Genomic DNA, 23,064 nt, shown 5'->3' with positions numbered 1-23,064 from the left:
GCGGCGGGTGGCGCCAGCCGCACCCCCTCAGTGCCGCCACGGAGCGCCCCGTGATATCGAGCAAAGCGAGCCGTATCGAACCCCCCGGAGGGGGGCGAAGGGGGGCGAGCCTTTTCATGGCCATCGAAAAGCAGTTTTTCCGCCGGGCCGGCCCAAGGAAAAACGGCACGCGGCGTCAGCCGCAACCCCTCGGCGCCGCCACAGAGCGCCCCGTAATATCGAGCGGAGCGAGCCGTATCGAACCCCCCGGAGGGGGGCGAAGGGGGGCGAGCCTTTCCATGGCCATCGAAAAGCAGCTTTCCCGCCGGGCCGTCCCAAGGGAAAGCGGCACGCGGCGCCAGCCGCAACCCCTCGGTGTCCCCACGGAGTGCCCCGTGATATCGAGCAAAGCGAGCCGTATCGAACCCCCCGGAGGGGGGCGAAGGGGGGCGAGCCTTCATAGCAACCTCCGAATCACCGCCAGCAGGTTGCTCTGGTCGAAGCTGCTCTTGACGATGTAGGCGTTGGCGCCCGCCTCCGCGCCCCGTTCCTTGTCCTCCCGGGACTCCAGGGCGGTGACCAGTACCACCGGCAGATCCGCCAGGGTCTTGTCGGCCCTGATCCTGGCGGTCAGGTCGAAGCCGCTCATGCGGGGCATATCCACATCCGATACCAGCAGGTCCGCGGGCTCGGTGCGCAACTGGGTATAGGCATCCAGGCCATCCACGGCGGTCCTGACCTGGTAGCCGGCGGCTTCGAGAATGCCCTTGAGCAACATGCGGGAAGTGATGGAGTCCTCCGCCACCAGCAGAGACTTGCGCTCCTCCACCACCGCAGCCATGGGCCGCAGGCCGGGCGCTGAGCTGCGTCGCGCCGACTTGAGCAGGTCCGGCACGTGAAGGATGGGTACCACCCGGCCATTGCCCAGCACCGTGGCGCCGACGATGTTGCGCACCCGCCGCAGTTGCCGGCCCAGACTCTTGACCAGGACCTCCTGTTCTCCCAGCACCTCGTCTATCAGGAAGGCGATGCGGTTCTCCCCCGATCCGGCCACTACTACCGGCACATTCTCCTCCGCCGTTTCCACCGGGTCCCCGGCGATGTCCAGGACCTGGGCCAGGCGTATCAGGGACACGGTCTGCCCGCCCAGGGGAATGGTTTCGCGGTTTTCCACCGTGGTGATCTCCTGCTGTGCCACCCGCGCCACCTGGGCCAGATGCATGGTGGGAAAAATGAATTCCCGTTCTCCGCAACGGATATGCACGCCACGGAAGGTGGACAGGGTCAGGGGTAGGGTGAGGCGGAAACGGGTGCCTGCGCCGGGCTTGGAGGTCACCGTGACCGAGCCACCCAGGCGTTCCACCTTCTCCTGCACGATGGCCAGGCCCAGGCCGCGGCCGGAAAGATCGGTGATGATGGGGCTGGTGGAGAGACCGGACTGGAAGATCAGACCCAGCAGGCTTGTCTCGTCCTGGGTTTCCTCCTCGTCGCCATGGCTGAGTCCCAGCTTGCGTGCCGCTTCGCGCACCTTGTCCAGGGCAATGCCGGCGCCATCGTCGGCCACCAGGATTTCGATGCGCCCTCCTTCCATCTGGCTGATGCCGAGATCGACGCGGCCCCGGCGCGGCTTGCCCGCCGCCAGGCGCGCCTCCGGCTTCTCGACGCCATGGTCGAGGCTGTTGCGGATCAGATGGATCAGGGGATCGCGCAGATCTTCCAGGATGCGACGGTCGATCTCGGTTTCGCCGCCGCTGACATGGAAGTCCACTTCCTTGCCCTGGCTGCGGGCGCCATCCCGGACGAATTTGGGCAGCACTTCGATGGCCGAGGCCACGGGCAGCATCAAGGCCATCTTCACATCGTCGAGCAGACCGTCCGCCATGCCCCCCAGGGTTCGCCAGTCGTGCTCGGCGGCCTTGGCCAGGTTTTCCAGCCGCGGTTCATAGCCCTTGATGAAGTCATCCTCCAGCAGCAGGTATTCCAGCAGGCGCCGCAGTTGCGGGTCCGTCCGGCCATGGCCTTCCTTGCGCTCGGACCTTTCCTGACGCCGCTGCAAGGCGCGGATCTCGGGCGCGATCCGGGCGCGCTGCTGGGCCAGGGTGACAAAGGCTCCCTGGGCCGCACGGATGTCCTGGGCGCGCTGGTGGGCAGTGAGTTTGGCCGACAACAGGGATTCGGACTGGAACAGGATCGCATCCAGCCGCGTCACTGGCACTCGCACGGTGTCACCCGTCCGTGCCAGGAGAGTTTCCGCCGGCCCGGACTCCGCTGTCGGTGCCGAGGAGGCATTGCTATGGCTGCCGGTGGCAGGAGCCGGCGCGGGCGTGACCGGCTCTGGCGCCGCCATGTCTGCCATGCCTGTCTGTGCGGCCGGGACGATCGTGGCGGTCTTGCCGTTGCCGGCAGTGCCGGTCGCGGCGGCGAAACGCTGGGTCAGCTCCCACAGGGCCGCCAGATTCGCCTTGGTGGGCTCCCCGCCGATGCCGGCGAGCAACTTGCCGAGCAGGTCCTCCGCGTCGTAGAGCAACTCGAAGCGGGCCGGAGAGAGTTCGATATCGCCCCCCTTGAGCAGGGAGAAAAAGTGTTCCATGGCCTGGCAGAGGGTTTCGATCTCGGTCTTGCCCACGGCCCGAGCCGCGCCCTTGAGGCTGTGGGTCTCGCGGAACACGGTTTCGACGATGCTCTGGCGCTGGGTTGGTTCCGTCGTTTTTTCCAGTTCGATCAATCCCGCAGAAAGCGCCTGGACATGCTCTGCGGCCTCACCCTGAAAAGTGGCGAGGAGGCGCTTCAGGAAGGCTTCATTGTTCTTGTCCATGTCATGTCCAATGTTTGGCACCCTTGAGCGAAGTTGTCACGACAATTCCTTCAGGCCCGGTAGCTGGTCACCAGTTGTTTCAGTTTCACGCCCAGTTCGTGAAGGCTCTGGGCCGTGCTCTCGGTCTGGCGGGTGCTGGCCACGTTCTGGCTGCTGGCCTCGCGGATGTTCTGGATCGCCAGCACCGCCTGGTCCATGCCCACCATCTGTTGCTGGGCGGAGACGGCGATCTGGGTGGCGGCCCGGGCGGCCTCGGCGATGCTCTCGGCCAGCACCCGGATCGACTCGCCCACTTCGGCGGAGAGCTTGACGCCGGCTTCCACCGCCTTGTTGCCCTGCTCGGTGGCCATGACGGCGCCGCCGGTGGCCTTCTGGATGTCGCCGAGGATGGCGCGGACCTGGGCCGTGGCCTGCTTGGACTGCTCGGCCAGGCTCTTGACTTCCTGGGCGACGACGGCGAAGCCCTTGCCCTGGTCGCCGGCCTTGGCGGCCTCGATGGCGGCATTCACGGCCAGCAGGTTGGATTGCTCGGCCAGGTCATTCACGGTAGCGATGATTTCGCCGATGGCCTGTCCCTGCTCGGAAAGGCGGACGATGCTCTCGGCGATGGACTCCATCTGCTCCTGGATGCGGTGCATGGATTCGACGGACTCGTCCACGGATTTCCTGCCGCTCTTGGATATTTCGACGGTGCGCTGGGCCGACTCGGAGACCTGCCGGGCCTTCTCGGCGGCCAGTTGGGAGGTCTGCTTGACCTCCTCGACGGTGGCCATGGTCTGGCTCACCGCGGTGGCGGTCTCGGCGGAGCTGGAGGCCACCTGGGTGGTGGAGGCGACGATCTCGCTGGCGGAGGCGGCCAGGATGTCCACCGTCTTCTGAACTTCGGTCATCAACTGGATGAGTTGCTGCTCCACTCGCTTGCGCTCGATGATTTCAGCCTGGGCGGCATCATTGGCCGTGGCCAGATCCCTGGTCCTTTCCTCTACTCGTACTTCCAGTTGATCCCGGGCCTGGCGCAGTGCGTCTTCAGTCTCCTTGCGCGCACTGATATCAATGACGGTGGTCAACACAAAGTCACCCTCGTCACTATGGATGGGGCTCAAACCGATATCCACCGGAAACTCGCGTTCGTCCCGGCACTTTCCAAAGAGATCGCGGCCAGTGCCGATGGGACGCGTGCTTGGGTTGTGGAAATAGGAGGTCAGGTAGCTCGAATGCCTGGCACGAAAGCGTTCCGGTACCAGCATCTCGATTGACTGTCCCAGAAGTTCCGTCCGCGGATAACCAAACATCTGTTCCGCCCTGGCATTGACCAGGATGATCCGTCCGTTTCGATCGACGATGAAAATGCCGTTGGGTGCGGCTTCGATGGCGTTACGGAAGCGCTCTTCGGTCTGTTGGCGCTCCCGATCGACTTGCTCCACGGATCTGCTGTTCCACCAGATGAGAACAGAAAACACCAGGATGTTGCTCACAACGACCAAGGTCAGGGCAAAGGCCATGTCATAGGCGCCTTTTCGTGCTCCTTCCATGAACAACCAGCCAACAATTGCCGGAATGGCGAGTGCTGCCGGCAGCAGTCGGCGTGCCAACTGCCCTCCCGATCCCGGAGCAGTGACAACGGCCATCAGCCCCTGATTCGGCACGGCGATCAGGACGCCGCTCGCCAGCACGAGGAAGGCTCCCATCGTGTGTACGGCCATCCGCGTATAGCTGGCAAAACCATATAGGGTATGTACGCCATAGGCATAGCCAAACAAAGCGATCAGGGCGATCACCAGGGCTGCCAGGGCAAGTTCCTGCGAATAGCGTGGCAGTTGGTCCTCTTGCCGGCTCCTGGTCAGATTGGTCAGGGCCAGGCCGAGCAGTATGAAGCTCAGGGCCGTGTTCGGCGCCATGCGTCCTGGCGATGAAGTGGCCACGGCTCCCTCGGCTTCCCTGAACAGAAGCTGGTCTATGCCGAAATCGCGTCCCAGCAGGTATTCCGCCAGGGTCAGCCCTCCCACCAGTACCAGGGCTTGTGCACACCACGAGGCGGCGCGCTGTTGACGCAGGCTGGCGTCACTGCCATGCCATAAATATAGTGAGACGCCGCCCGACAAGAAGCAGAGCGCGGTGTTGGCTTTCATCGTAACCAGGTCGGGGTGCAGGCTCTTCAGGGTTGGAATGTCCAACAGCCAGCCCAGCAATACCATGCTGCCCACAACGATACTGACGCCGCCCAGCCGTCTCGACCACAACGGCATCAGTTGTCGGATATCCCGCGGTACATACATGCCTTCCACCTTTCCCTTCTGCTCAGGCCCGATAGCGGGCCACCAGTTGTTTCAGTTTCACGCCCAGCTCATGAAGGTTCTGGGCGGCGCCCTCGGTCTGGCGGGTGCTGGCCACGTTCTGGCTGCTGGCCTCGCGGATGTTCTGGATCGCCAGCACCGCCTGGTCCATGCCCACCAGTTGCTGCTGGGCGGAGACGGCGATCTGGGTGGCGGCGCGGGCGGCCTCGGCGATGCTCTCGGCCAGCACCCGGATCGACTCGCCCACCTCGGCGGAGAGCTTGACGCCGGCCTCCACCGCCTTGTTGCCCTGCTCGGTGGCCATGACGGCGCCGCCGGTGGCCTTCTGGATGTCGCCGAGGATGGCGCGGACCTGGGCCGTGGCCTGCTTGGACTGCTCGGCCAGGCTCTTGACTTCCTGGGCGACGACGGCGAAGCCCTTGCCCTGGTCGCCGGCCTTGGCGGCCTCGATGGCGGCATTCACGGCCAGCAGGTTGGATTGCTCGGCCAGGTCATTCACGGTGGCGATGATTTCGCCGATGGCCTGTCCTTGCTCGGAGAGGCGGACGATGCTCTCGGCGATGGACTCCATCTGCTCCTGGATGCGGTGCATGGATTCGACGGACTCGTCCACGGATTTCCTGCCGCTCTTGGATATTTCGACGGTGCGCTGGGCCGACTCGGAGACCTGCCGGGCCTTCTCGGCGGCCAGTTGGGAGGTCTGCTTGACCTCCTCGACGGTGGCCATGGTCTGGCTCACCGCGGTGGCGGTCTCGGCGGAGCTGGAGGCCACCTGGGTGGTGGAGGCGACGATCTCGCTGGCGGAGGCGGCCAGGACATTGATGCCTTCACCGATCTCCTGGGTCATCTTGCGCAGGCTCGCCACCATCGCCGCCAGGGCATTGCCCAGCACGTCCTGGGGGGACTGGGGCGCAATCTGGACGGTGAGATCTCCTCCCGCCACCCGTTCCGCCGCGGTCGCCATGCCCTGAAGGGACTGCGTCATGCGGACGAAGGCCCGCATCAAGGCTCCCACCTCGTCGTCCCGGTTGCCCGGTGACAGGTGAGTGGCCAGTTCTCCGGCGGTGACTCTTTCCGCCACCTCGGTCACTTCCCGCAGGGGCCGGGCGATATGACGGGTGAGGAAGATGCCGGCCCCCACCACCAGGACCGCGGCCGCCAGGACGCCGCCAATGATGGTCTGCACCGTATGTTCCGTGCTGGTCCTGGCTTCCTCCTCGCGTTGCTTGAGCAATATCAGCTCCTGGTCTTCCATTTCCTTCATCACCTCGCGCAGCTCATCCATCAGCTTTTCGCCCTGGCCGGCCATGACCACCTTGTGGGCCGCCTCGTAGCCCTTGCGGCGCCGTAGCTCCACCAGATCCTTGGAATGGGCCAATCTATTGCTGACAATCGGAACAATGCGTTCCAGCCGCCGCAGTTGCTCGGTGTTGTTCGCCAACAGTTCCTTGAGGTTTCGGAGAATCCCATCCACCTGGCCCAGGGCTGCCTGATAGGGCTCCAGATAGGACTCTTCTCCGGTAATGACATAGCCCCGCTGTCCGACCTGGATGTCATCCATGGCGATCAATAGATCCTTCAGTCGCCCCTGGACTTCCCGGGTATGGGACACCCACTGGGCCGTCTCGGTCAGTTTCACTGTGCTCAGATAGGAGGCGCTGCCCACCATCAGCAGGATCGCCAGGATCGCCAGGAAACTCAGCCACAACTTCGCGCCGATCGAGGTCTTCATTTGCCTTTGCTCCCGCTTCGTTTTCAGAGTGCATCAGGCCCGATAGCGGGCCACCAGTTGTTTCAGTTTCACGCCCAGCTCGTGAAGGTTCTGGGCGGCGCCCTCGGTCTGGCGGGTGCTGGCCACGTTCTGGCTGCTGGCCTCGCGGATGTTCTGGATCGCCAGCACCGCCTGGTCCATGCCCACCAGTTGCTGCTGGGCGGAGACGGCGATCTGGGTGGCGGCCCGGGCGGCCTCGGCGATGCTCTCGGCCAGCACCCGGATCGACTCGCCCACTTCGGCGGAGAGCTTGACGCCGGCTTCCACCGCCTTGTTGCCCTGCTCGGTGGCCATGACGGCGCCGCCGGTGGCCTTCTGGATGTCGCCGAGGATGGCGCGGACCTGGGCCGTGGCCTGCTTGGATTGCTCGGCCAGGCTCTTGACTTCCTGGGCGACGACGGCGAAGCCCTTGCCCTGGTCGCCGGCCTTGGCGGCCTCGATGGCGGCATTCACGGCCAGCAGGTTGGATTGCTCGGCCAGGTCATTCACGGTGGCGATGATTTCGCCGATGGCCTGTCCCTGCTCGGAGAGGCGGACGATGCTCTCGGCGATGGACTCCATCTGCTCCTGGATGCGGTGCATGGATTCGACGGACTCGTCCACGGATTTCCTGCCGCTCTTGGATATTTCGACGGTGCGCTGGGCCGACTCGGAGACCTGCCGGGCCTTCTCGGCGGCCAGTTGGGAGGTCTGCTTGACCTCCTCGACGGTGGCCATGGTCTGGCTCACCGCGGTGGCGGTCTCGGCGGAGCTGGAGGCCACCTGGGTGGTGGAGGCGACGATCTCGCTGGCGGAGGCGGCCAGGACATTGATGCCTTCACCGATCTCCTGGGTCATCTTGCGCAGGCTCGCCACCATCGCCGCCAGGGCATTGCCCAGCACGTCCTGGGGGGACTGGGGCGCAATCTGGGCGCTCAGGTCGCCCCCTGCGATCTGCTCGGCCAGCAAGGCCTTGGCGCGCAGGCTTTCCACCATGGCAGCCAGGGCGTTGCCCAGCACGTCTCGGGGGGAGTCGGGTACAGCCTGGGCGCCCAGGTTACCGGCGGCGATCTGCTCCGCCAGGCGGGACTTGGCCTGGAGGGATTCGGCCATCCGGACAAAGGCCTGCATCAGGGTGCCGATCTCGTCCTTCCGGTTGCCCGGCGACAGGTCGGTGGCCAGTTCCCCGGCGGTGATCCTTTCCGCCACCTCGGTCACTTCCTGCAAAGGCCGGGCGATGTGGCGGGTGAGAAAGATGCCGGCCCCTGCCACCAGAGCCGCGGCCACCAGGACGCCACCGATGATGGTTAGCACCGCGCTCTCGGCTCCAGCCCTGGCATCCTCTTGCCGACGCTTGAGCAGGGAGACTTCCTGATCCTCGATTTCCCTGCCAATGGCCTGCAATTCATCGGTCAGTTTCTTGCCCTTGCCGGTCACCATGAGCTTACGCGCTGGCTCGAAGCCCTTGGTCCGGCGCAGTTCGACGATTTCCCCGGTGTAGGCTACGCGGGCGCTGATGACGGGGCCGATGTGCTCCAGCCGCCGCTGTTGCTCGGCACTATCCGCCGTCAGTTCCTTCAGGCCGCGCAGGATGCCATCCAGTTGGTCGCGGGCTGCGTGATAGGGTTCCAGATAGGAGTCCTCTCCGGTGATGACATAGCCCCGCTGGGCGATTTGCATGTCATCCATGGCATTCATCAGGTCCTTCAGTCGGCCCTGTACCTCCAGGGTACGCGACACCAATTGCGCAGTCTCGGTCAGCTTTGCCGTGCTCAGATAGGAGGCGCTGCCCACCACCAGCAGGATCGTCAGAATCGCCAGGAAGCTTAACCACAGCTTGGCTCCGATCGTTGTATTCATTTGCCGCTCCTTTTCTGGGGGGTGGCCGGTTCAGGCCTCCACCGATTCCTCTACAACGATATGGGGGTCCGCCAGCAGTCGGGCGGCATCGAGGATGGTCATGGGGTCATGGGTCACGCCCAGCAGGTATTCCTCCCGCAACGCGGTCAGGGTCGGCAGGGAGGCTTGCAGCGTGTCCCGGGCCAGGGCGCGCACGCCGATCACCACATCGGCCAGGATGCCGAAGGTCATGGTCTCGGAATGCAGGATGATGACTTTGTTGAGGTCGGTGAGTCCCTTTTCCGGCAGGTCGAAGAACTTGCGCAGATCCACCACGGAAACAATCTCGCCGCGTACATTGACGATGCCCAGCACGAAGGACGGAGTGCAGGGCAGACGGGTCAGCTCGACCAGGGGAAACACTTCCCGCACATAGGTGAATTCCAGGCCATAGCGCTCTCCGGAGAGCAGGAACTCGATGACCTCGATCTCCTCGCCCTGGCGCTCCTCACGGGCCGGAATGGCCAGTGCACGGGCCCGGTCTGCGAGGATGCGCGCGGTTTCCATGGCGTCCGGCGTGGCCCCGCTTTCCACCGCTTGCCGTGCCCGCTCCAGGCGGCCATGGACCTCGTTCCAGTCGATGGCGCGCCGGGGCTCGGCCCCTTTCTTCTTGCTCATGCCGTCACCTCATTCGATGGAATTGCCGCCAGCGTCGCCTCGACGACTTCCCGCAGGCGTCCTGCGGTGATGCTGTCCGCTTCCGTCAGCACCTGCTCGGGATCGCAGGCGGTGAGCAGATCCAGGACATTGCGGTAGTGCCTGCGGGCCTCCTTGCGCTGTCCCAGGCCCAGCAGCAGGTTGGCCAGGACGAAATGAGCCATGACGAAAGCGTTGTCCAGGTACAGGCAGCGCAGCAGGGCCGCGCTGGCGGCCTCCCGGTGCCCCAGTTCCAGCAGTACCGAAGCGCGCAGAAAGGTCCAGGCCGGGTTGAGCTTGTCCAGGGCGATGGCCCCCTCGCAACAGGCCAGGGCTTCCGTCAGCAGGCCCCGATTGGCCAAATCCCTGGCCTGCCGGACCAGTATCTCTGGCGAGGATGGCGCGCTTTCCGGCAAGGACGGGGCCGTGAGCGGAGATGAGGCTGGCATCAGCGGGGTGACGGTTTCGAGGTTTGCGGCAGGGGCAGGCTCGAACCGTGCCCATTCGACTGGCGGGGTGGTGGCCGCCGGGACGGACAGGGGGAATTCCGGCATGGGCCATGGCCCGGATTCCGGACTGACCTTCTGGTGAAGCTGTAGCTCCGGCAGCCGACAGGGCGTCAGCAAGGGGCTATGCACCAGGGAGTTCTCCACCGGGCTGACCACCAGCCAACCCCCTTCCAGCAGGCAGCCGGCCAGCCGCTCCAGGACCTGCTGTGCCCCCTGGGGATGAAAGTACATCAGCACATTGCGACAGAACACCATGTCCATGGCATTGGTATTGGTCTCGATGGCTGGATAGGAGGTGTCCATCAGATTGAGGTAGCCAAAACTCACCAGGGACTTGATTCGGGGCGAGACCACCCGACGTCCTCCCGCCTGGGGAATAAAGTGGCGCTGCGCGAAAAGGGGCAGGGGATTGCGAAAGGACCAGTTGCCATAAATGCCATCCCGGGCACGGGCCAGGGCATGGGGATTGACGTCGGTGGCGAGGATGGAAATGTTCCAGCGTTCCAGGTCGGGCAGCAGCCCGGCCAGGGTCATGGCGATGGAATAGGGCTCCTCGCCGCTGCTGCAACCGACGCTCCAGATGCGGATGCGTCGCATGGTTTCCCGGCGGCGGCGGATCAGCTCGGGCAGCACCTGCTGCTCCAGGGCGGCAAAGGTTTCGGGGTCGCGGAAAAAATAGGTTTCCCCCACTGTCAGGTGACTCGCCAGCACCTCCAGTTCCCGCCGCCCCGGAGGAGCGCCGATCAGCCCCTGGAGACAGGCTTCCGTGCTGTCATAGCCCAGTTCCGGCGCTGCCGCCGCGATCCGTCGCACCAGGTCGGTCCAGCGCTCGGGGGAGAAATGCAGCCCCAGGCGGGTCAAGAGCAATTCACAAATGGCATCGCGGATGCCTTCCGCTGAAAAGCCGATGGACTTATCCATGAACATGGTCTTGCCCCATGGCCTGGTCTAGCATCAGTTGTTCCGCCGGGAGGAAAAAAGCATCCGGGTCGTACACCAGGATCATGCCCTCCTGGTTCCTGACTACGCCATCGAGAAATTCAACACCAGAAACAATGGTATTGGTGGCGACGAAATCCGCGCCGTCCCATTCAACAACGCCGATGATGGCTTCCACACAGAAGGCAATGTGGCGGCCGCTGGCGCGGGCAATGATGATTTGGTCGGAAAGCGCCATTGGTCGGGATGGCAAATCGAGTCGCTGACGAATATCCATGACCGGCACGACCTCGCCGCGGAAATCGATGATGCCCCGCACCACTGGCGGTGCCTTGGGCAGGGGGGTAACCGCCACGGCTCGTACCACCTGTTCCACCCATTGCACGGGCAAGGCGAAGCGCTGTTCAGCCAGGGAGAAAGCGACGGCCAGTTTCATAAGGACTCCGACCCTGTTCAGGGAATAAGCTTCAAGACCGGGAGGGCAGGCTCGGGCAGCAAGCGCCTGCCAAGCCTGGTGACTGTCTAGCTTAGATTTTGTCCCATGACAACCCGCTAATGATCATGGAAGCTGGCTCGCGCTGGCCGTGATCTATGACTTTAGGCATAGCACCAAATCGATGAAGAGGCGCCAGTTCTGGCCGCAGGCAAGACCGGGGAATTGGGATGGGGCGCGTCAGCAGCCGGCAACTATTTTTTGCGGGCCATGAGCCGGTTCTAGGCGGGCAGGGAGATTTCCGGTGCTGGCAGAAACGCGAATTTTTTCGGGGCGCCGGAAATCGATGCCAATCCGGTGCCGGATCGGGCGGATTATTTGTCCTGCGGCGAGGATTCCACGCCGTCCACGATGGCCATGGACAGGCGTGACAGGATCAGGGGCAAACGATCGGAGTTGAGCAGTTCCGGCCGTTCGGAGACCAGGGCACGCAGCATCGCCGGGATACCCCGCCCCAACAGATAGGCAGCCAGATTCAGGTCAGTCTCGCTGATTTCGTTGCCACGAATCTCCAGATTCTTTCTGCTGTCTCGAATCGATGTTTCGACATCCAGAATCTGTCCGGAACGGGACTTGCCGACACGCTGAATCACTTGATAGTGCTGGACATAGCGACGGTAAAAGTCGCCACCGAAGGCCATCATGCGGCGTTCTGTTTCCACAATCCGTTTGCTCACCTGAATCAGGTGCTCATTGATAGGCAGCTTGCGCAGTTCATTGAAGTGCTGCTGCATGGCCTCGGACTCCCGGACTACTTCCTCCTCGGCGAGACGGGCAAGGATGGCGTCCCGGTTGGGAAAGTACTGGTACAGGGAACCCACTGCCACCCCAGAGCGTTCCGCCACCCGCCGGGTAGTGACCGCGGCAGCACCCTCGTTGTAGAGGATCTGCCGCGCCGCTTCGACGATATAACCCACCGTCGCCTGGGAGCGCTGCTGACGCGGGGCCTTGCGGGGCTTGGGAAGGGCACCTGCAGACGGGACTGGCTCGGTGGGCTTGCTCATGGTCCTCACGGGAAGTGGCCGCTGATTATTCATCGCAATGATGGCGGATCAATGGCGAATGATACCGTGGGGTTCAACTGGCGAAGCGGTAATCGGTATAGCCACGGGCTCCCGGAGTGTATAGGGTGTCGACATCGAACCTCGCCAGAGGTAGCCCTTCGCGGAAGCGGCGCACCAGATCCGGATTGGAAATGTAGTAGCGGCCGTAGGCCACCGCATCGGCCTGGCCGGCGGTCAGGGCCTTGGCGCCTCTTTCCTGGTTGAAGCTCTCGTTGATGATCAGGTTGTGCGGGAACAGGGGCCGGGCCAGGGCCTGGCAGTCGATGCCCAGTTGCGGCATCTGGATCACATGCAGGTAGGCCAGGCCCATGTTGGCCGTGGCGGCCAGCAGGGCGCCGAAGGTCTCGGCCGGGTTGTCATCCTTCACGTCGTTGAAGGGGTTGCCCGGGCAGATGCGATAGCCCACCTTGCCGGCGCCGATGGCACCGTTCAGGGCCTCCAGGGTTTCCACCACGAAGCGGATGCGGTTCTGGGCGCTGCCGCCGTAGGCGTCGGTGCGCTGGTTGCTGTTGGAGTGGAGGAACTGGGCGGGCAGATAGCCGCTGGCGCAATGGAGTTCCACGCCATCGAAGCCGGCCGCCATGGCGCAGCGGGCGGAATGCACGTACTCGGCGATCACGCCGGCAATCTCGGCGGTTTCCAGGGCCCGCGGCATTTCCGTATCCATCATTCCGCCGGCATCGGTGAACAACTGGACATTGGCGCGAATGGCGGAGGGAGCTACTGTCTCCGCATCGGCATCCTTGTTGAGCTTCGCCGCCACCCGGCCCACGTGCATCAACTGGGCGACGATCTTGCCGCCTTCCGCGTGGACCGCATCGGTCACCTTGCGCCAGCCTGCCACCTGGTCTTCGGAAAACAGGCCCGGCGTGCGGCAATAGCCCTTGCCGTTCTTGCTCGGGTGTACGCCCTCGGTGACGATCAGGCCGGCACTGGCCCGCTGGCGGTAGTACTCCACCATCAGGTCGTTGGGCATGTCGCCATCGCTGGCGCGGCTGCGGGTCATGGGGGCCATTACCACCCGGTTGGCGAGGGCGATCTCGCCCAGTTGCAGGGGATCGAACAGGGTAACGCTCATGAAAAACTCCTAGAGGGATGCAGGTGCGCGGTCAGCTGAAGTCCGCCGCGCCGGTATTCAGTTCGCAGGTCTTGCCACCGTCCACCGTCAGGGTGGTGCCGGTGATGTAGGACGCATCGTCGGAAGCCAGGAACAGGATTGCGGCAGCCAGTTCCTCGGGCTTGCCAATACGACGCAAGGGCACTGCCCGGGCCGACGCCGTAACAGCCTTCTCGTCCGCCATCACGGCTGCTGTGGGGGGCGTCATGACGATGCCGGGGATCACTACATTGACCCGGATGTTGTCAGCCGCGCCTTCCAGCGCCGCTACCTGGGAGAAACTGATCATGCCGGCCTTGGCCGCACCGTAGGCGCCCATGCCCGGCGAGCCCAGCAGGCCGCAGACGGAGGAAATATTGACGATGGCGCCGCCACCCTGTTTTTTCATCTGGGGCAATACGGCCCGGGTACCGAAATAGACGCTGGAGAGGGAGCCCTGCAGGCAGGCGTTCCAGTCGGCGGTGCTGCTGCCCTCGATCATCGCCCAGACCACGGTGGCGGCGTTGTTGATCAGGATGTCCAGCCGGCCGTGACGCTTCACGGTTTCGGCCACGGCGGCATTGACGGCCGCTTCGTCGGAAACGTCGGCGATCACCCAGTCGGCCTTGCCGCCCTGAGCGCGGATCTCGGCCACCACCTCCTCCAGGGGCTGCTGGCGCCGGCCGCAGATCACGGCCATGCCGCCCTCGGCGGCCAGGCGCTTGGCGGTGGCGGCGCCGATGCCGCTGGAACCGCCGGTGATCAGTACCACCTTGTTGGCGAAACGTTGGGTCATGTTCGTTCTCCCGCTTACATCAAAAGACTGCCACCGTTGGCGGCGACGGTCTGGCCGGTGAAGGCCGATCCCTCGCCGGAGGCGAGGAAAAGTGCGGTGGCAGCGATTTCCTCGGGCTCGCAGAGGCGGCCGATCAGGGTGCCGTTGATCATGGCCTGGATCCAGTCGTCGCCGATGCCGCCGAGGATCGGGGTATTGGTTGGCCCCGGGCAGATGGCATTGACGCGGATGCCGCGGGTGGCGAGTTCCCGAGCCAGGCTCTTGGTCAGGCCCAGCAGCGCGGATTTCGATGCGGCGTAGTGCAGGGCGCCTTCGCCGGAGAGGGCCGAGGTGCTGGCGATGTTCACGATGGAGCCTTGGGTGCCGACCTTGATCATCAGGCGCACCGCCTCGCGGCAGAAATAGAAGGTGCCCCCCAGATTGACCTTCATCACGCCCCAGAAGCCGTCATCCTCCATGTCGATGATCAGGTCGGCATGGACCGTGGGCTTCTCGCCGCGCTTCATTTGTTCGCCGCGCTCCGCCATGCGTCCCAGTTGCGCGGCAAAGCCATCGCCGGGGGCACTGCCGATGCCGGCGTTGTTGACCAGGATGTCGATGCGGCCATAGCGCGCTTCCACCTGGGCCATCACCGCCGCCACCGCGGCGCTGTCGCTGACATTGCAGGCCAGGGCCAGGCCGTCGCCACGGCTGTTGACCGTGCTGATGGTTTCTGCCGCGCCGGCCTGGTTGAGATCCACCGCCACCACGGCAGCACCCTCCTGGGCCAAACGGCGGGCCGTGGCGCGGCCGATGCCGGAGCCGGCACCGGTGACTAGGGCAATCTTGCTTTCAAGTTTCATGGAAGGCTCCTCGGAATGTTCGGTGATCTGTTGACCGTCGAGCGCGGAGGAAGACCGGTTCCATCAGGAACTCCACTATTGATCGCGCCCGGGGGGAGCCCTACATTACCCCAGGAGGGCCATGTCTGACAATAGTAAATAGGACGATAGGCCTAAATAAGATCCCCCGCCGGCGCCTGTCTTTATTTCATGGGGATGGGGGCGGAGGGGACTGTTTCGGTGACCTGCCGAAATAGTCTTATCCGAGGGCTCGCAGCAGTGTTTGACGGGCGCTTTCCAGTTCCGGGTGCCGTTCTTCTGGCACCAGGGTCAGGCAGGTGGCGAGGAAGGCTTCCAGGGCTTGCATGGTTTGTTCCCGGGGCAACTGATCGCTTCGAGGCGGCTGGATGTCCGCCGGGATGCCATCCAGGGGCTTGATGATGGCGTATTTCGGAATCAGGCGTTGGCCGCCATTGCCAGTGCCTAGCATGGGACCACTTTTGACATACACCTCGCCTTCATATTCGAAGCGGGTGCCATGGGGAATCTGGTGGATTTTCATGGGGAATGTCCCGAGATCAAAAATCAGCCCCAGGGATCTTGCGATCCTGGGGCTGATTGATGGTGCGCTTGCAACTTAAGCTGACGAGCGACAACTAAGGAAACACCGATTAAGTCCGTCACACCGGCGAAAGCCGGTGTCCAGTGCGTTGATTTTTCTGGATTCCGGCGTTCGCCGGAATGACGCATTGGGACTTGTTCGGTGCTTCCCTAAGGCTACTACCCCAACTCATCCGCAGGTTCCCACCGCTCCGCAGGCAGTACAGAAGTCGCAGCCGTCCTTGCGGATCACGGTCATGTTGCCGCACTCCGCGCAGAGGGAGCCCTGCTGGACCTTGACTCCCCCCTTCTCGGGGACTGCGCCCGGGGTTTCCAGGATACCCATTTCCCGGGTCGGGTAGCCGTGTTCGTCCAGGATGCCCAGCATGGAGTAGCGATGGATGATCAGGCGGGCGATGTAGGCCACTGTTGAAGGCCAGTTCTGCTGCTTCTGCTGGCCGGGCACCCGGGCCATGAAGTCGCCCAGGGGTTCCGGGTAGTCGATCAGCTTCCTCAACTTCATGCCGATCCAGGCCGGGTCCATCACCCGCATGTCCAGGGACAGCAGCTTGGTCAGGCCGTCCAGGGCGCGGGGATAGTTGCCGGAGAGCCATACCGAGTAGGGGCGGGTGACGCCGTCGGGCAGGGTGATCTCCTTCAGGCCCAGTACGAATTCCTCGCCCGAGGCCGGGTTGCTGATGTCCACCGTCCAGGAGAGGGTGCCGTCGGTGCCGGTCTTGGGCTCCTCGCGGCTGAACATGGCATCCAGCACCGGCGTCGGGTTGTTGCCGTCAAGGGCATCCAGGCGTTCGCAGCGGTAGCGCACCACCCGGGCGAAGGCTGCCACCACGCCGGGCATCAGCTGGTGCTCGCCGTTGGGCGGGAAGGGCATCTCGAAGCTTTCCTCGCCCACGGTCTTGGCCAGGGCGTCGAGCTTGAGCCTGAGGAAGGCGGTGTCGTTGGCGCGCATGTCCATGGACAGGGTCTTGGCCACCGCTCCCAGGCCCCGGGGCTGTTCCGAACCGTTGACCCAGACTTCGAAGGGCACGCCGCGGCCGTTTTCGCTCTCGGTCTGTCCGACGAAAAGGGCGAAGGCGCCGTTGGGGGTGTTGATCATGTAGGACCAGGCGGTGTTGCCGTCGGGCAGGCTGGGACGGCCCGGCCAACGGAGGCTGGCCAACACTGGCGCGGGCAGGGCGCCGATGGACATGCGGCGGTTGGCGCTGTCGATGGTCACGTCCTGGGGCTGCTTCTGGGCGCTGGATTCCACCGAGAGCACCGAGCCCAGCACCGCGTTGGGGCGGTAAGTGGCCAGACCCTTCAGGCCCGCCTTCCAGGCGGACATATAGAGATCCTCGAACTCGATGTAGGGATAGTCCTCGGGGACATTCACCGTCTTGGAGATGGAGGTGTCCACATAGGGGGCCACGGCTGCCACCATATCCTTGTGGGCTTGGGCGGAAATTTCCAGGGCGGTGACGAAATACTCCGGCAACTGGCTGGTATCGCCTCCCATGTGCTTGTAGAGGCGCCAGGCGTAGTCCTCCACCGCGTATTCCTTGTGGGTGCCATCGGCCATGCGCTTCTTGCGGGTGTAGGTCCAGGAGAAGGGCGGTTCGATGCCATTGGAAGCGTTGTCGGCAAAGGCCAGGGAGATGGTGCCGGTGGGGGCGATGGACAGCAGGTGGGAATTGCGGATGCCGTGCTTGCGGATCTTGTCCTTCACTTCCTGGGGCAGGCGGGAGGCGAAGTTGCCGCCGGAGAGGTAGAGGTCGGCATTGAACAGGGGGAAGGCGCCCCGTTCCGTGGCCAGTTCCACCGAGGCCAGGTAGGCCTGGTCCCGCATGAATTCGGAAATCCTGGTGGCCATGATCTGGGCATCGGCGCTGTCATAGCGCAGCCGCAGCATGATCAGGGCATCGCCCAGACCGGTGAAGCCCAGGCCCACGCGCCGCTTGTTGCGGGCTTCCTCGAGCTGCTGCTCCAGGGGCCAGTGGGTGGTGTCCAGCACGTTGTCCAGCATGCGTACCGAGCTTTCGATCACCCGGGCGAAACCGGCGAAATTGAAGCTGGCCTGCTCGGTGAAGGGCGCCTCGACGAACAGGGTGAGGTTGATGGAACCCAGGCAGCAGCAGCCATAGGGAGGCAGGGGCTGCTCGGCGCAGGGGTTGGTGGCCTCGATGGTCTCGCAGTAATAGAGGTTGTTGTCCCGATTCATCCGGTCCAGGAACAGGATGCCGGGTTCGGCGTGATCATAGGTGGAGCGCATGATCTGGTCCCACAGATCCCGGGCCCGCACCTTGCGGTATACCCAGAGTCCATCCTCCCGCTGGTAGGCGCCCTCGGCCTTGAGGTCGGGGGTGGGTTCGGCGCGATGGGCCAGTTCCGCGTAACCGTCGCTTTCCACGGCCTGCATGAAAATATCGGTGACGCCCACGGAGATGTTGAAGTTGGTCAGGTCCCCCTGGTCCTTGGCGTGGATGAAGGCCTCGATGTCCGGGTGGTCGCAACGCAGTACCCCCATCTGGGCACCGCGGCGGGCACCGGCGGATTCCACGGTCTCGCAGGAGCGGTCGAACACCCGCATGAAGGAGATGGGGCCGGAGGCCCGGGACTGGGTGCCCTTGACCAGGGCGCCCACCGGGCGGATGGAGGAAAAGTCGTAGCCCACGCCGCCGCCGCGACGCATGGTCTCTGCGGCCTGGGCCAGGGCGGTGTAGATGCCGGGGCGGCCGTCCACGGTCTCGCCCACGGAATCTCCCACCGGCTGGACGAAACAGTTGATCAGAGTGGCGCAGAGGTCGGTGCCGGCGGCGGAATTGATTCGGCCGGCGGGCACGAAACCCTGTTCCTGGGCTTCCAGGAAGCGGGTCTCCCAATGCAGGCGCTTGTCCTCGGTTTCCACCGCGGCCAGGGCTCGTGCCACGCGGGCGCGTACTTCATGAACGTCGCGCTCATTGCCCTTGGCGTACTTTTCCAGCAGGACTTCGCCCGAGATTTCCTGGGGCAGGGGCAGGCCAAGCTGGCCGATGTGATGGTGGTATTCCTCAGTGCCGCGGATGTCTGTTGTCATTTTCTGATCCGAAGAAAAGGGTTGATCAATTAACTCTGGCGACCGAGCATAGCCACGTCTTTTGGGGATGCAAAGCAAAATATTTTGCTTATCGTAGAAACAAGGACTTGCACTATAGTTTGTGCATGTAGCTCTGGAACGCACTAGATATAGTATGTAGGTAGCGGTAGGGGAAGGGCGGGAAAAGCCGGATTTTCAGGTGCCTTATCCGGATTCCTGGCAGGGAATCCGGGCACGGAATATGACCGTTGTCGTAAGTGGCTGATTCCAAAAAGATGGCGGATTTATTCAGGAGACCGGCGGGCGGGCAATCCGTTCGGCGGTGTGTCGGGCGATCATCCATTCCTCGTTGGTGGGTAGCACCAGCACCGGCGTGGCGGAACCGACCAGGGAAATGCACCGGGCGTCGGCGGCATTGGCCGCCGGGTCCAGTTCCATGCCCAGCCAGGAGAGGGCAGAGCAGACCTGCTGCCGCACCGGGGCGGCATGTTCGCCGATGCCGGCGGTGAACACCAGGACATCCAGGCCCCCCAGGGCGGCCACCAGGGAGCCGATTTCCCGCACGATGCGATAGCAGAACAGGTCCACCGCTTCCCGGGCTTCCGGCGCTTCGGAGACCAGCAGGGTGCGCATATCCTGGGAAATGCCGGAGACACCCAGCAGGCCGGACTCCTTGTAGAGCAGCCGGGTCAGGGCTGCCGCGTCCATGTCCTGGAACTCCATCAGGTAGAGCAGTACCCCCGGATCGATGCTGCCGGTGCGGGTGCCCATCATCAGACCCTCGATGGCGGTGAAACCCATGGTGGTGGCGATGCTCCGTCCATCCTTCATTGCGCAGAGGGACGAGCCGTTGCCCAGGTGGGCGACGATTACCCGGCCCCGGGCCTGGTTGTCCAGGTACTGGGGCAGGGTTTCGGCGATGTATTCGTAGGAGAGACCATGAAAGCCGTAACGCTTCACTCCCAGGTCGGAGATGCGCCGGGGCAGGGCGTAGCGGGTGGCCACCGGAGGCTGGGTGGTGTGGAAGGCGGTGTCGAAGCAGGCCACCTGGGGAATCTCGGGCAGGCAGGCGCGCAGGGCCGCGATGCCGTCCAGGTTGTGGGGCTGGTGCAGGGGCGCCAGGGGGATGAAGCCCTGGAGCACAGCGATGTTTTCATCATCCAGCAGCAGGGGGCGGGAATAGCGGTCGGCGCCATGGACCACCCGATGACCGACCCCGGCGATGCGCCAGCCGGCCTCATGGCCATGGAGCCACTGCACCAGGAATTCCACGGCGGCATGATGCTGGGCGTCGGCATCCCCGGCCAGGGGGATATCCACGTCATCAAGGGCCTGGCCGCTCTTGTCCCGGGCCTTGATGTGGGGCCGGGCGCCGATGCCGTCGATCTGTCCGGTGAGCTCGGCCTGTTCCGGTATTGGGTCGCTCAGTTCATAGAGCGCAAACTTGATGGAGGAGGAGCCGGCGTTGAGGGTGAGGATGGCGTCTTTCATTAACGTGAAAAATCAGTAACGGAGTCGAGTGTGAGGTTCGAGCGGAGCGAGCCGATGGGTAGCCCCGCCCTGGGGCGGGGATGGGGGTGGGGGGCCTTCAATTGGCTTTTGCGCATTGGCATCCTCGGGAGTGGCGTTCGTGACCCGGTGCGTTAACCCCTCGCCGCTCGCTTGGCATGGGCGATCACCACGGCGATGGCGGTGGAGGCGGTGCGGGTGCGGGCGCTGTCGGCCCGGGAAGTGAGCACGATGGGGACCCGTGTGCCCAGCACGATGCCGGCGGAGAGGGCGTCGGCCAGGTATTCCAACTGTTTGGCCAGCATGTTGCCGGACTCGATGTCGGGCACCAGCAGGATATCGGCCTGGCCCGCCACCAGGGACTGGATGCCCTTGGTCTTGGCCGCCACCAGGGAGATGGCGTTGTCGAAGGCCAGGGGACCGTCCAGCAAAGCGCCCTTGATTTGGCCCCGATCGGCCATCTTGCACAGGGCGGCGGCGTCCAGGGTGGCCTGCATCCTGGGATTCACGGTTTCCACGGCGGCCAGGATGGCCACCTTGGGTACGGCGATCTTGAGCATGTGGGCCAGATCGATGGCGTTCTGGCAGATATCCACCTTGTCTTCCAGATTGGGCTGCACGTTGACTGCCGCATCGGTGATCATCAGGGGGCGCGGGTAGGTGGGTACGTCCATCAGGAACACGTGGCTGATGCGACGAGCCGTGCGCAGGCCGATGTCCTTGGCCACCACGGCGCTCATCAACTCGTCGGTGTGGAGGGAGCCCTTCATCAGGGCCTCCACCTTGCCATCCCGAGCCAGTTTCACGGCCACTTCGGCAGCGGCGTGGCTGTGGGGCACATCCACGATTTCGCAACCTGTCAGGTCCAGGCCGTGCTGCTCGGCCAGACTGCGGATCTTGTCCTCGGGTCCCACCAGGATGGGGGCCACCAGCCATTCGTCCCGGGCCATCAGGGCGCCGGCGAGGGACTCCTTGTCACAGGGGTGGACCACCGCCATGGGGATGGCGGAGAGGCCTTCGGTGATGGTCAGCAGGTGCTCGTAGCGGGTCTGCTTGGTTTCGGAGAGCCTGAGCTGGGGCAGGTCCATCTTGGGCCGGCGCACCTTTTCCGTGGGCGCCCTGACCTCCGCAGTGCCGTGGATCACCTGGGCCCCATCCTGATTGACGCAGAGGCAGTCGAAGATCATGTGGTGGTTGTGGTCGAACTTGCGCTGGCAGGTGACCGTGACCGTGACCGTGTCGCCCACCCGCACCGGGCGGGAGAAATGGATCGACTGGTCCACGAAGATCACCCCCGGCCCCGGAAACTCCGTGCCCAGCAGGGTGGTGATCAGGATGCCCGGCCACATGCCATGGGCGATGACCTCCCGGAAGGCAAAGGAACGGGCGTAGTTCGCATCCAGATGGGTGGGACTGATGTCGCCGGACATCACGGCGAACATCTGGATGTCCTCGGGGGTCAGCACTCGGGACAGGGAGGCCGAGTCACCCACCTGGATTTCGTCGTAGGTCTTGTTCTCGATGTAGTCGGTTGGGTCCAGCATGAGGGATATCCTCCTGAAAAAATGTGGGGAGGGGCGGAACTTCGGGTACGTTCAGAACAGTTCCACCCGTTTTGTTTTCGCCGTGGCCACCAGGCTTTGCTCGTAGGCCTGTTCCTCCTTGACGATGGCTGCCACCTCCGGCTGGGTGATGGGGGTGCGGCGGCAATAGGCTTCGCCGCTGGCAGGCACGCAGATCACCTTGCGGGACCAGGGGCCGCCGAAATCCGAAGCCAGCAGGGGGATACCTTCCCGCCCCAGCCATTCCCTGGCGAATTGGACATTGCGATCGCCGATGGCCATGCGGATGGAACTGACAATGTTGCCGCCGCCGAAGGCCTTGGCCACCAGTCGCCTCTTCTGGGCGCCCTTGTCCAGCAGGGCATTGACCAGGACCTCCATGGCATAGTCGCCGTTGAGAACCACATCGATGTCGGCATTGCTGGAGCGGCTGATGCTGGGCAGCAGAAAATGATTCATGCCCCCCAGGCGCAGCTTGGGGTCGTAGAGGCAGACCGCCACGCAGGAGCCCAGCAAGGTGGAAATGGGGCGCTCGGTTTCCACCGCCCAGCCCCCGGGATTGATATTGTGGGCCAGGCGCTCCAGGGTCTTGCCGGAAAGGGCCGAAGGAGTGGGGGAATGCGCCAGCGCTTGCATTCAGCACATCTCCTTTTGTGGCGCCGGCACTGCTGCTTCAATCCAGCCGGCGGTCCAGGCCATGGCGGCTGCCAGGTGCTGGCGGGCCATTGCCGAGAGGGGCTGGCCCAGCTCGAAGTCCTCGCCCCGGATGGCCAGCAGCCGGGCTTCGGGGGGCGGTTCATCCTCCAGTTCGCAATACACCTGCAAGAGGGCCTGGGGCGACATGGCGTGGGAGGTGAAGCTCCCATCCCGGGCCGGGGCGAGGGTCTCCACGGTGAAGGGTGGCGAGGCCGTGAGGCTGGCATCCACGAACAGCACCCGGCGCCGGCCCTGGAGGTCCAGGGCATGCTCCACCTGGAGCTGGAAGTCGGTGAGGCAATCCACCGGACCCCACTCCGGATGACGTTCGACCAGGGCCTCCATGGCCTCGACAAAGCAGGGACCCAGGGCGTCGTCCCCCCGGCTTGGATTGCCCCAGCCGAAAATCAGTGTGGGTGCTTTCAATTTTAAAACCTCAGTTGGGCCTTCGATGGCCCTTTGACACGCCCGCTGTGCGGGCTGCTCAGGGCGAACGGTACTTTCACCCACCGGGTGACACTCCAGAAATCCGT

At 64.1% G+C, this 23,064-nt stretch carries 17 protein-coding genes; all 17 read right to left on the bottom strand.

The features are described from left to right. Window positions 1-436 precede the first annotated feature (436 nt). The 17 genes from DENOEST_RS10870 to DENOEST_RS10790 all read right to left on the bottom strand — a co-directional run bounded on the left by DENOEST_RS10870 (window position 437) and on the right by DENOEST_RS10790 (window position 22,957). Window positions 437-2,794, bottom strand: a complete 2,358-nt coding sequence (locus DENOEST_RS10870; protein ID WP_145771306.1) for a hybrid sensor histidine kinase/response regulator — start codon at window positions 2,792-2,794, stop codon at window positions 437-439. Window positions 2,795-2,844: 50 nt separating this feature from the next. Further along, window positions 2,845-5,070, bottom strand: coding sequence for a methyl-accepting chemotaxis protein (locus DENOEST_RS10865; RefSeq protein WP_183148240.1), 2,226 nt, complete (start codon window positions 5,068-5,070; stop codon window positions 2,845-2,847). A gap of 22 nt (window positions 5,071-5,092) precedes the next feature. Beyond that, window positions 5,093-6,820 (bottom strand): methyl-accepting chemotaxis protein, encoded by a 1,728-nt coding sequence (locus DENOEST_RS10860; protein ID WP_145772446.1) that lies wholly within the window; start codon window positions 6,818-6,820, stop codon window positions 5,093-5,095. A 33-nt stretch (window positions 6,821-6,853) separates the two neighbouring features. After that, window positions 6,854-8,698, bottom strand: a complete 1,845-nt coding sequence (locus tag DENOEST_RS10855) for a methyl-accepting chemotaxis protein (RefSeq protein ID WP_183148239.1) — start codon at window positions 8,696-8,698, stop codon at window positions 6,854-6,856. Between the two features lie 30 nt (window positions 8,699-8,728). Further along, entirely contained in the window at window positions 8,729-9,355 is a 627-nt protein-coding gene (locus DENOEST_RS10850) for a chemotaxis protein CheW (RefSeq protein WP_145772255.1), read from the bottom strand. Then, the gene (locus DENOEST_RS10845) at window positions 9,352-10,803 is read right to left on the bottom strand and encodes a CheR family methyltransferase (RefSeq protein ID WP_170228312.1); all 1,452 of its coding nucleotides are present in this window, start codon (window positions 10,801-10,803) and stop codon (window positions 9,352-9,354) included. The genes DENOEST_RS10850 and DENOEST_RS10845 overlap by 4 nt, the downstream gene beginning before the upstream one ends. After that, on the bottom strand, window positions 10,796-11,257 hold the full coding sequence (locus DENOEST_RS10840; RefSeq protein ID WP_145772253.1) for a chemotaxis protein CheW: 462 nt from the start codon (window positions 11,255-11,257) through the stop codon (window positions 10,796-10,798). The genes DENOEST_RS10845 and DENOEST_RS10840 overlap by 8 nt, the downstream gene beginning before the upstream one ends. A gap of 371 nt (window positions 11,258-11,628) precedes the next feature. Continuing rightward, window positions 11,629-12,318 carry a TetR/AcrR family transcriptional regulator gene (locus DENOEST_RS10835; protein ID WP_170228311.1) on the bottom strand — a complete coding sequence of 230 codons (690 nt, stop codon included), beginning with the start codon at window positions 12,316-12,318 and terminating at the stop codon, window positions 11,629-11,631. A 73-nt stretch (window positions 12,319-12,391) separates the two neighbouring features. Further along, on the bottom strand, window positions 12,392-13,456 hold the full coding sequence (locus DENOEST_RS10830; protein WP_145772251.1) for an alkene reductase: 1,065 nt from the start codon (window positions 13,454-13,456) through the stop codon (window positions 12,392-12,394). A gap of 31 nt (window positions 13,457-13,487) precedes the next feature. Further along, window positions 13,488-14,270, bottom strand: a complete 783-nt coding sequence (locus tag DENOEST_RS10825) for an SDR family NAD(P)-dependent oxidoreductase (protein ID WP_145772250.1) — start codon at window positions 14,268-14,270, stop codon at window positions 13,488-13,490. A gap of 14 nt (window positions 14,271-14,284) precedes the next feature. After that, window positions 14,285-15,112, bottom strand: a complete 828-nt coding sequence (locus tag DENOEST_RS10820) for an SDR family NAD(P)-dependent oxidoreductase (protein ID WP_145772249.1) — start codon at window positions 15,110-15,112, stop codon at window positions 14,285-14,287. 238 nt (window positions 15,113-15,350) lie between these two features. Next, window positions 15,351-15,653 (bottom strand): hypothetical protein, encoded by a 303-nt coding sequence (locus DENOEST_RS10815; RefSeq protein ID WP_145772248.1) that lies wholly within the window; start codon window positions 15,651-15,653, stop codon window positions 15,351-15,353. Window positions 15,654-15,881: 228 nt separating this feature from the next. Then, the gene (locus tag DENOEST_RS10810; protein ID WP_145772247.1) at window positions 15,882-18,764 is read right to left on the bottom strand and encodes an adenosylcobalamin-dependent ribonucleoside-diphosphate reductase; all 2,883 of its coding nucleotides are present in this window, start codon (window positions 18,762-18,764) and stop codon (window positions 15,882-15,884) included. Between the two features lie 288 nt (window positions 18,765-19,052). Then, entirely contained in the window at window positions 19,053-20,255 is a 1,203-nt protein-coding gene (locus DENOEST_RS10805; RefSeq protein ID WP_145772246.1) for an acetate/propionate family kinase, read from the bottom strand. 152 nt (window positions 20,256-20,407) lie between these two features. Beyond that, window positions 20,408-21,817, bottom strand: coding sequence for a bifunctional enoyl-CoA hydratase/phosphate acetyltransferase (locus tag DENOEST_RS10800; RefSeq protein WP_145772245.1), 1,410 nt, complete (start codon window positions 21,815-21,817; stop codon window positions 20,408-20,410). Window positions 21,818-21,868: 51 nt separating this feature from the next. Further along, window positions 21,869-22,471 (bottom strand): chemotaxis protein CheD, encoded by a 603-nt coding sequence (locus tag DENOEST_RS10795; RefSeq protein ID WP_145772244.1) that lies wholly within the window; start codon window positions 22,469-22,471, stop codon window positions 21,869-21,871. Beyond that, on the bottom strand, window positions 22,472-22,957 hold the full coding sequence (locus DENOEST_RS10790; RefSeq protein ID WP_145772243.1) for a hydrogenase maturation protease: 486 nt from the start codon (window positions 22,955-22,957) through the stop codon (window positions 22,472-22,474). Between the last annotated feature and the right edge of the window lie 107 nt (window positions 22,958-23,064).

Origin of the sequence: Denitratisoma oestradiolicum (assembly GCF_902813185.1) — a bacterium.
Classification (GTDB): domain Bacteria; phylum Pseudomonadota; class Gammaproteobacteria; order Burkholderiales; family Rhodocyclaceae; genus Denitratisoma; species Denitratisoma oestradiolicum.
The sequence above is the reverse complement of the archived record's forward strand: the minus strand, read 5'-3'. Positions and strand labels throughout refer to the sequence as shown.

Bases quoted from the DNA above. Each gene is read 5' to 3' on its own strand.
- DENOEST_RS10865 (WP_183148240.1), bottom strand. From the start codon at position 5,070: ATGTATGTACCGCGGGATATCCGACAACTGATGCCGTTGTGGTCGAGA.
- DENOEST_RS10800 (WP_145772245.1), bottom strand. From the start codon at position 21,817: ATGCTGGACCCAACCGACTACATCGAGAACAAGACCTACGACGAAATC.
- DENOEST_RS10845 (WP_170228312.1), bottom strand. From the start codon at position 10,803: ATGGATAAGTCCATCGGCTTTTCAGCGGAAGGCATCCGCGATGCCATT.
- DENOEST_RS10820 (WP_145772249.1), bottom strand. From the start codon at position 15,112: ATGAAACTTGAAAGCAAGATTGCCCTAGTCACCGGTGCCGGCTCCGGC.
- DENOEST_RS10855 (WP_183148239.1), bottom strand. From the start codon at position 8,698: ATGAATACAACGATCGGAGCCAAGCTGTGGTTAAGCTTCCTGGCGATT.
- DENOEST_RS10835 (WP_170228311.1), bottom strand. From the start codon at position 12,318: ATGAGCAAGCCCACCGAGCCAGTCCCGTCTGCAGGTGCCCTTCCCAAG.
- DENOEST_RS10815 (WP_145772248.1), bottom strand. From the start codon at position 15,653: ATGAAAATCCACCAGATTCCCCATGGCACCCGCTTCGAATATGAAGGC.
- DENOEST_RS10805 (WP_145772246.1), bottom strand. From the start codon at position 20,255: ATGAAAGACGCCATCCTCACCCTCAACGCCGGCTCCTCCTCCATCAAG.
- DENOEST_RS10870 (WP_145771306.1), bottom strand. From the start codon at position 2,794: ATGGACAAGAACAATGAAGCCTTCCTGAAGCGCCTCCTCGCCACTTTT.
- DENOEST_RS10840 (WP_145772253.1), bottom strand. From the start codon at position 11,257: ATGAAACTGGCCGTCGCTTTCTCCCTGGCTGAACAGCGCTTCGCCTTG.
- DENOEST_RS10850 (WP_145772255.1), bottom strand. From the start codon at position 9,355: ATGAGCAAGAAGAAAGGGGCCGAGCCCCGGCGCGCCATCGACTGGAAC.
- DENOEST_RS10830 (WP_145772251.1), bottom strand. From the start codon at position 13,456: ATGAGCGTTACCCTGTTCGATCCCCTGCAACTGGGCGAGATCGCCCTC.
- DENOEST_RS10860 (WP_145772446.1), bottom strand. From the start codon at position 6,820: ATGAAGACCTCGATCGGCGCGAAGTTGTGGCTGAGTTTCCTGGCGATC.
- DENOEST_RS10810 (WP_145772247.1), bottom strand. From the start codon at position 18,764: ATGACAACAGACATCCGCGGCACTGAGGAATACCACCATCACATCGGC.
- DENOEST_RS10825 (WP_145772250.1), bottom strand. From the start codon at position 14,270: ATGACCCAACGTTTCGCCAACAAGGTGGTACTGATCACCGGCGGTTCC.
- DENOEST_RS10795 (WP_145772244.1), bottom strand. From the start codon at position 22,471: ATGCAAGCGCTGGCGCATTCCCCCACTCCTTCGGCCCTTTCCGGCAAG.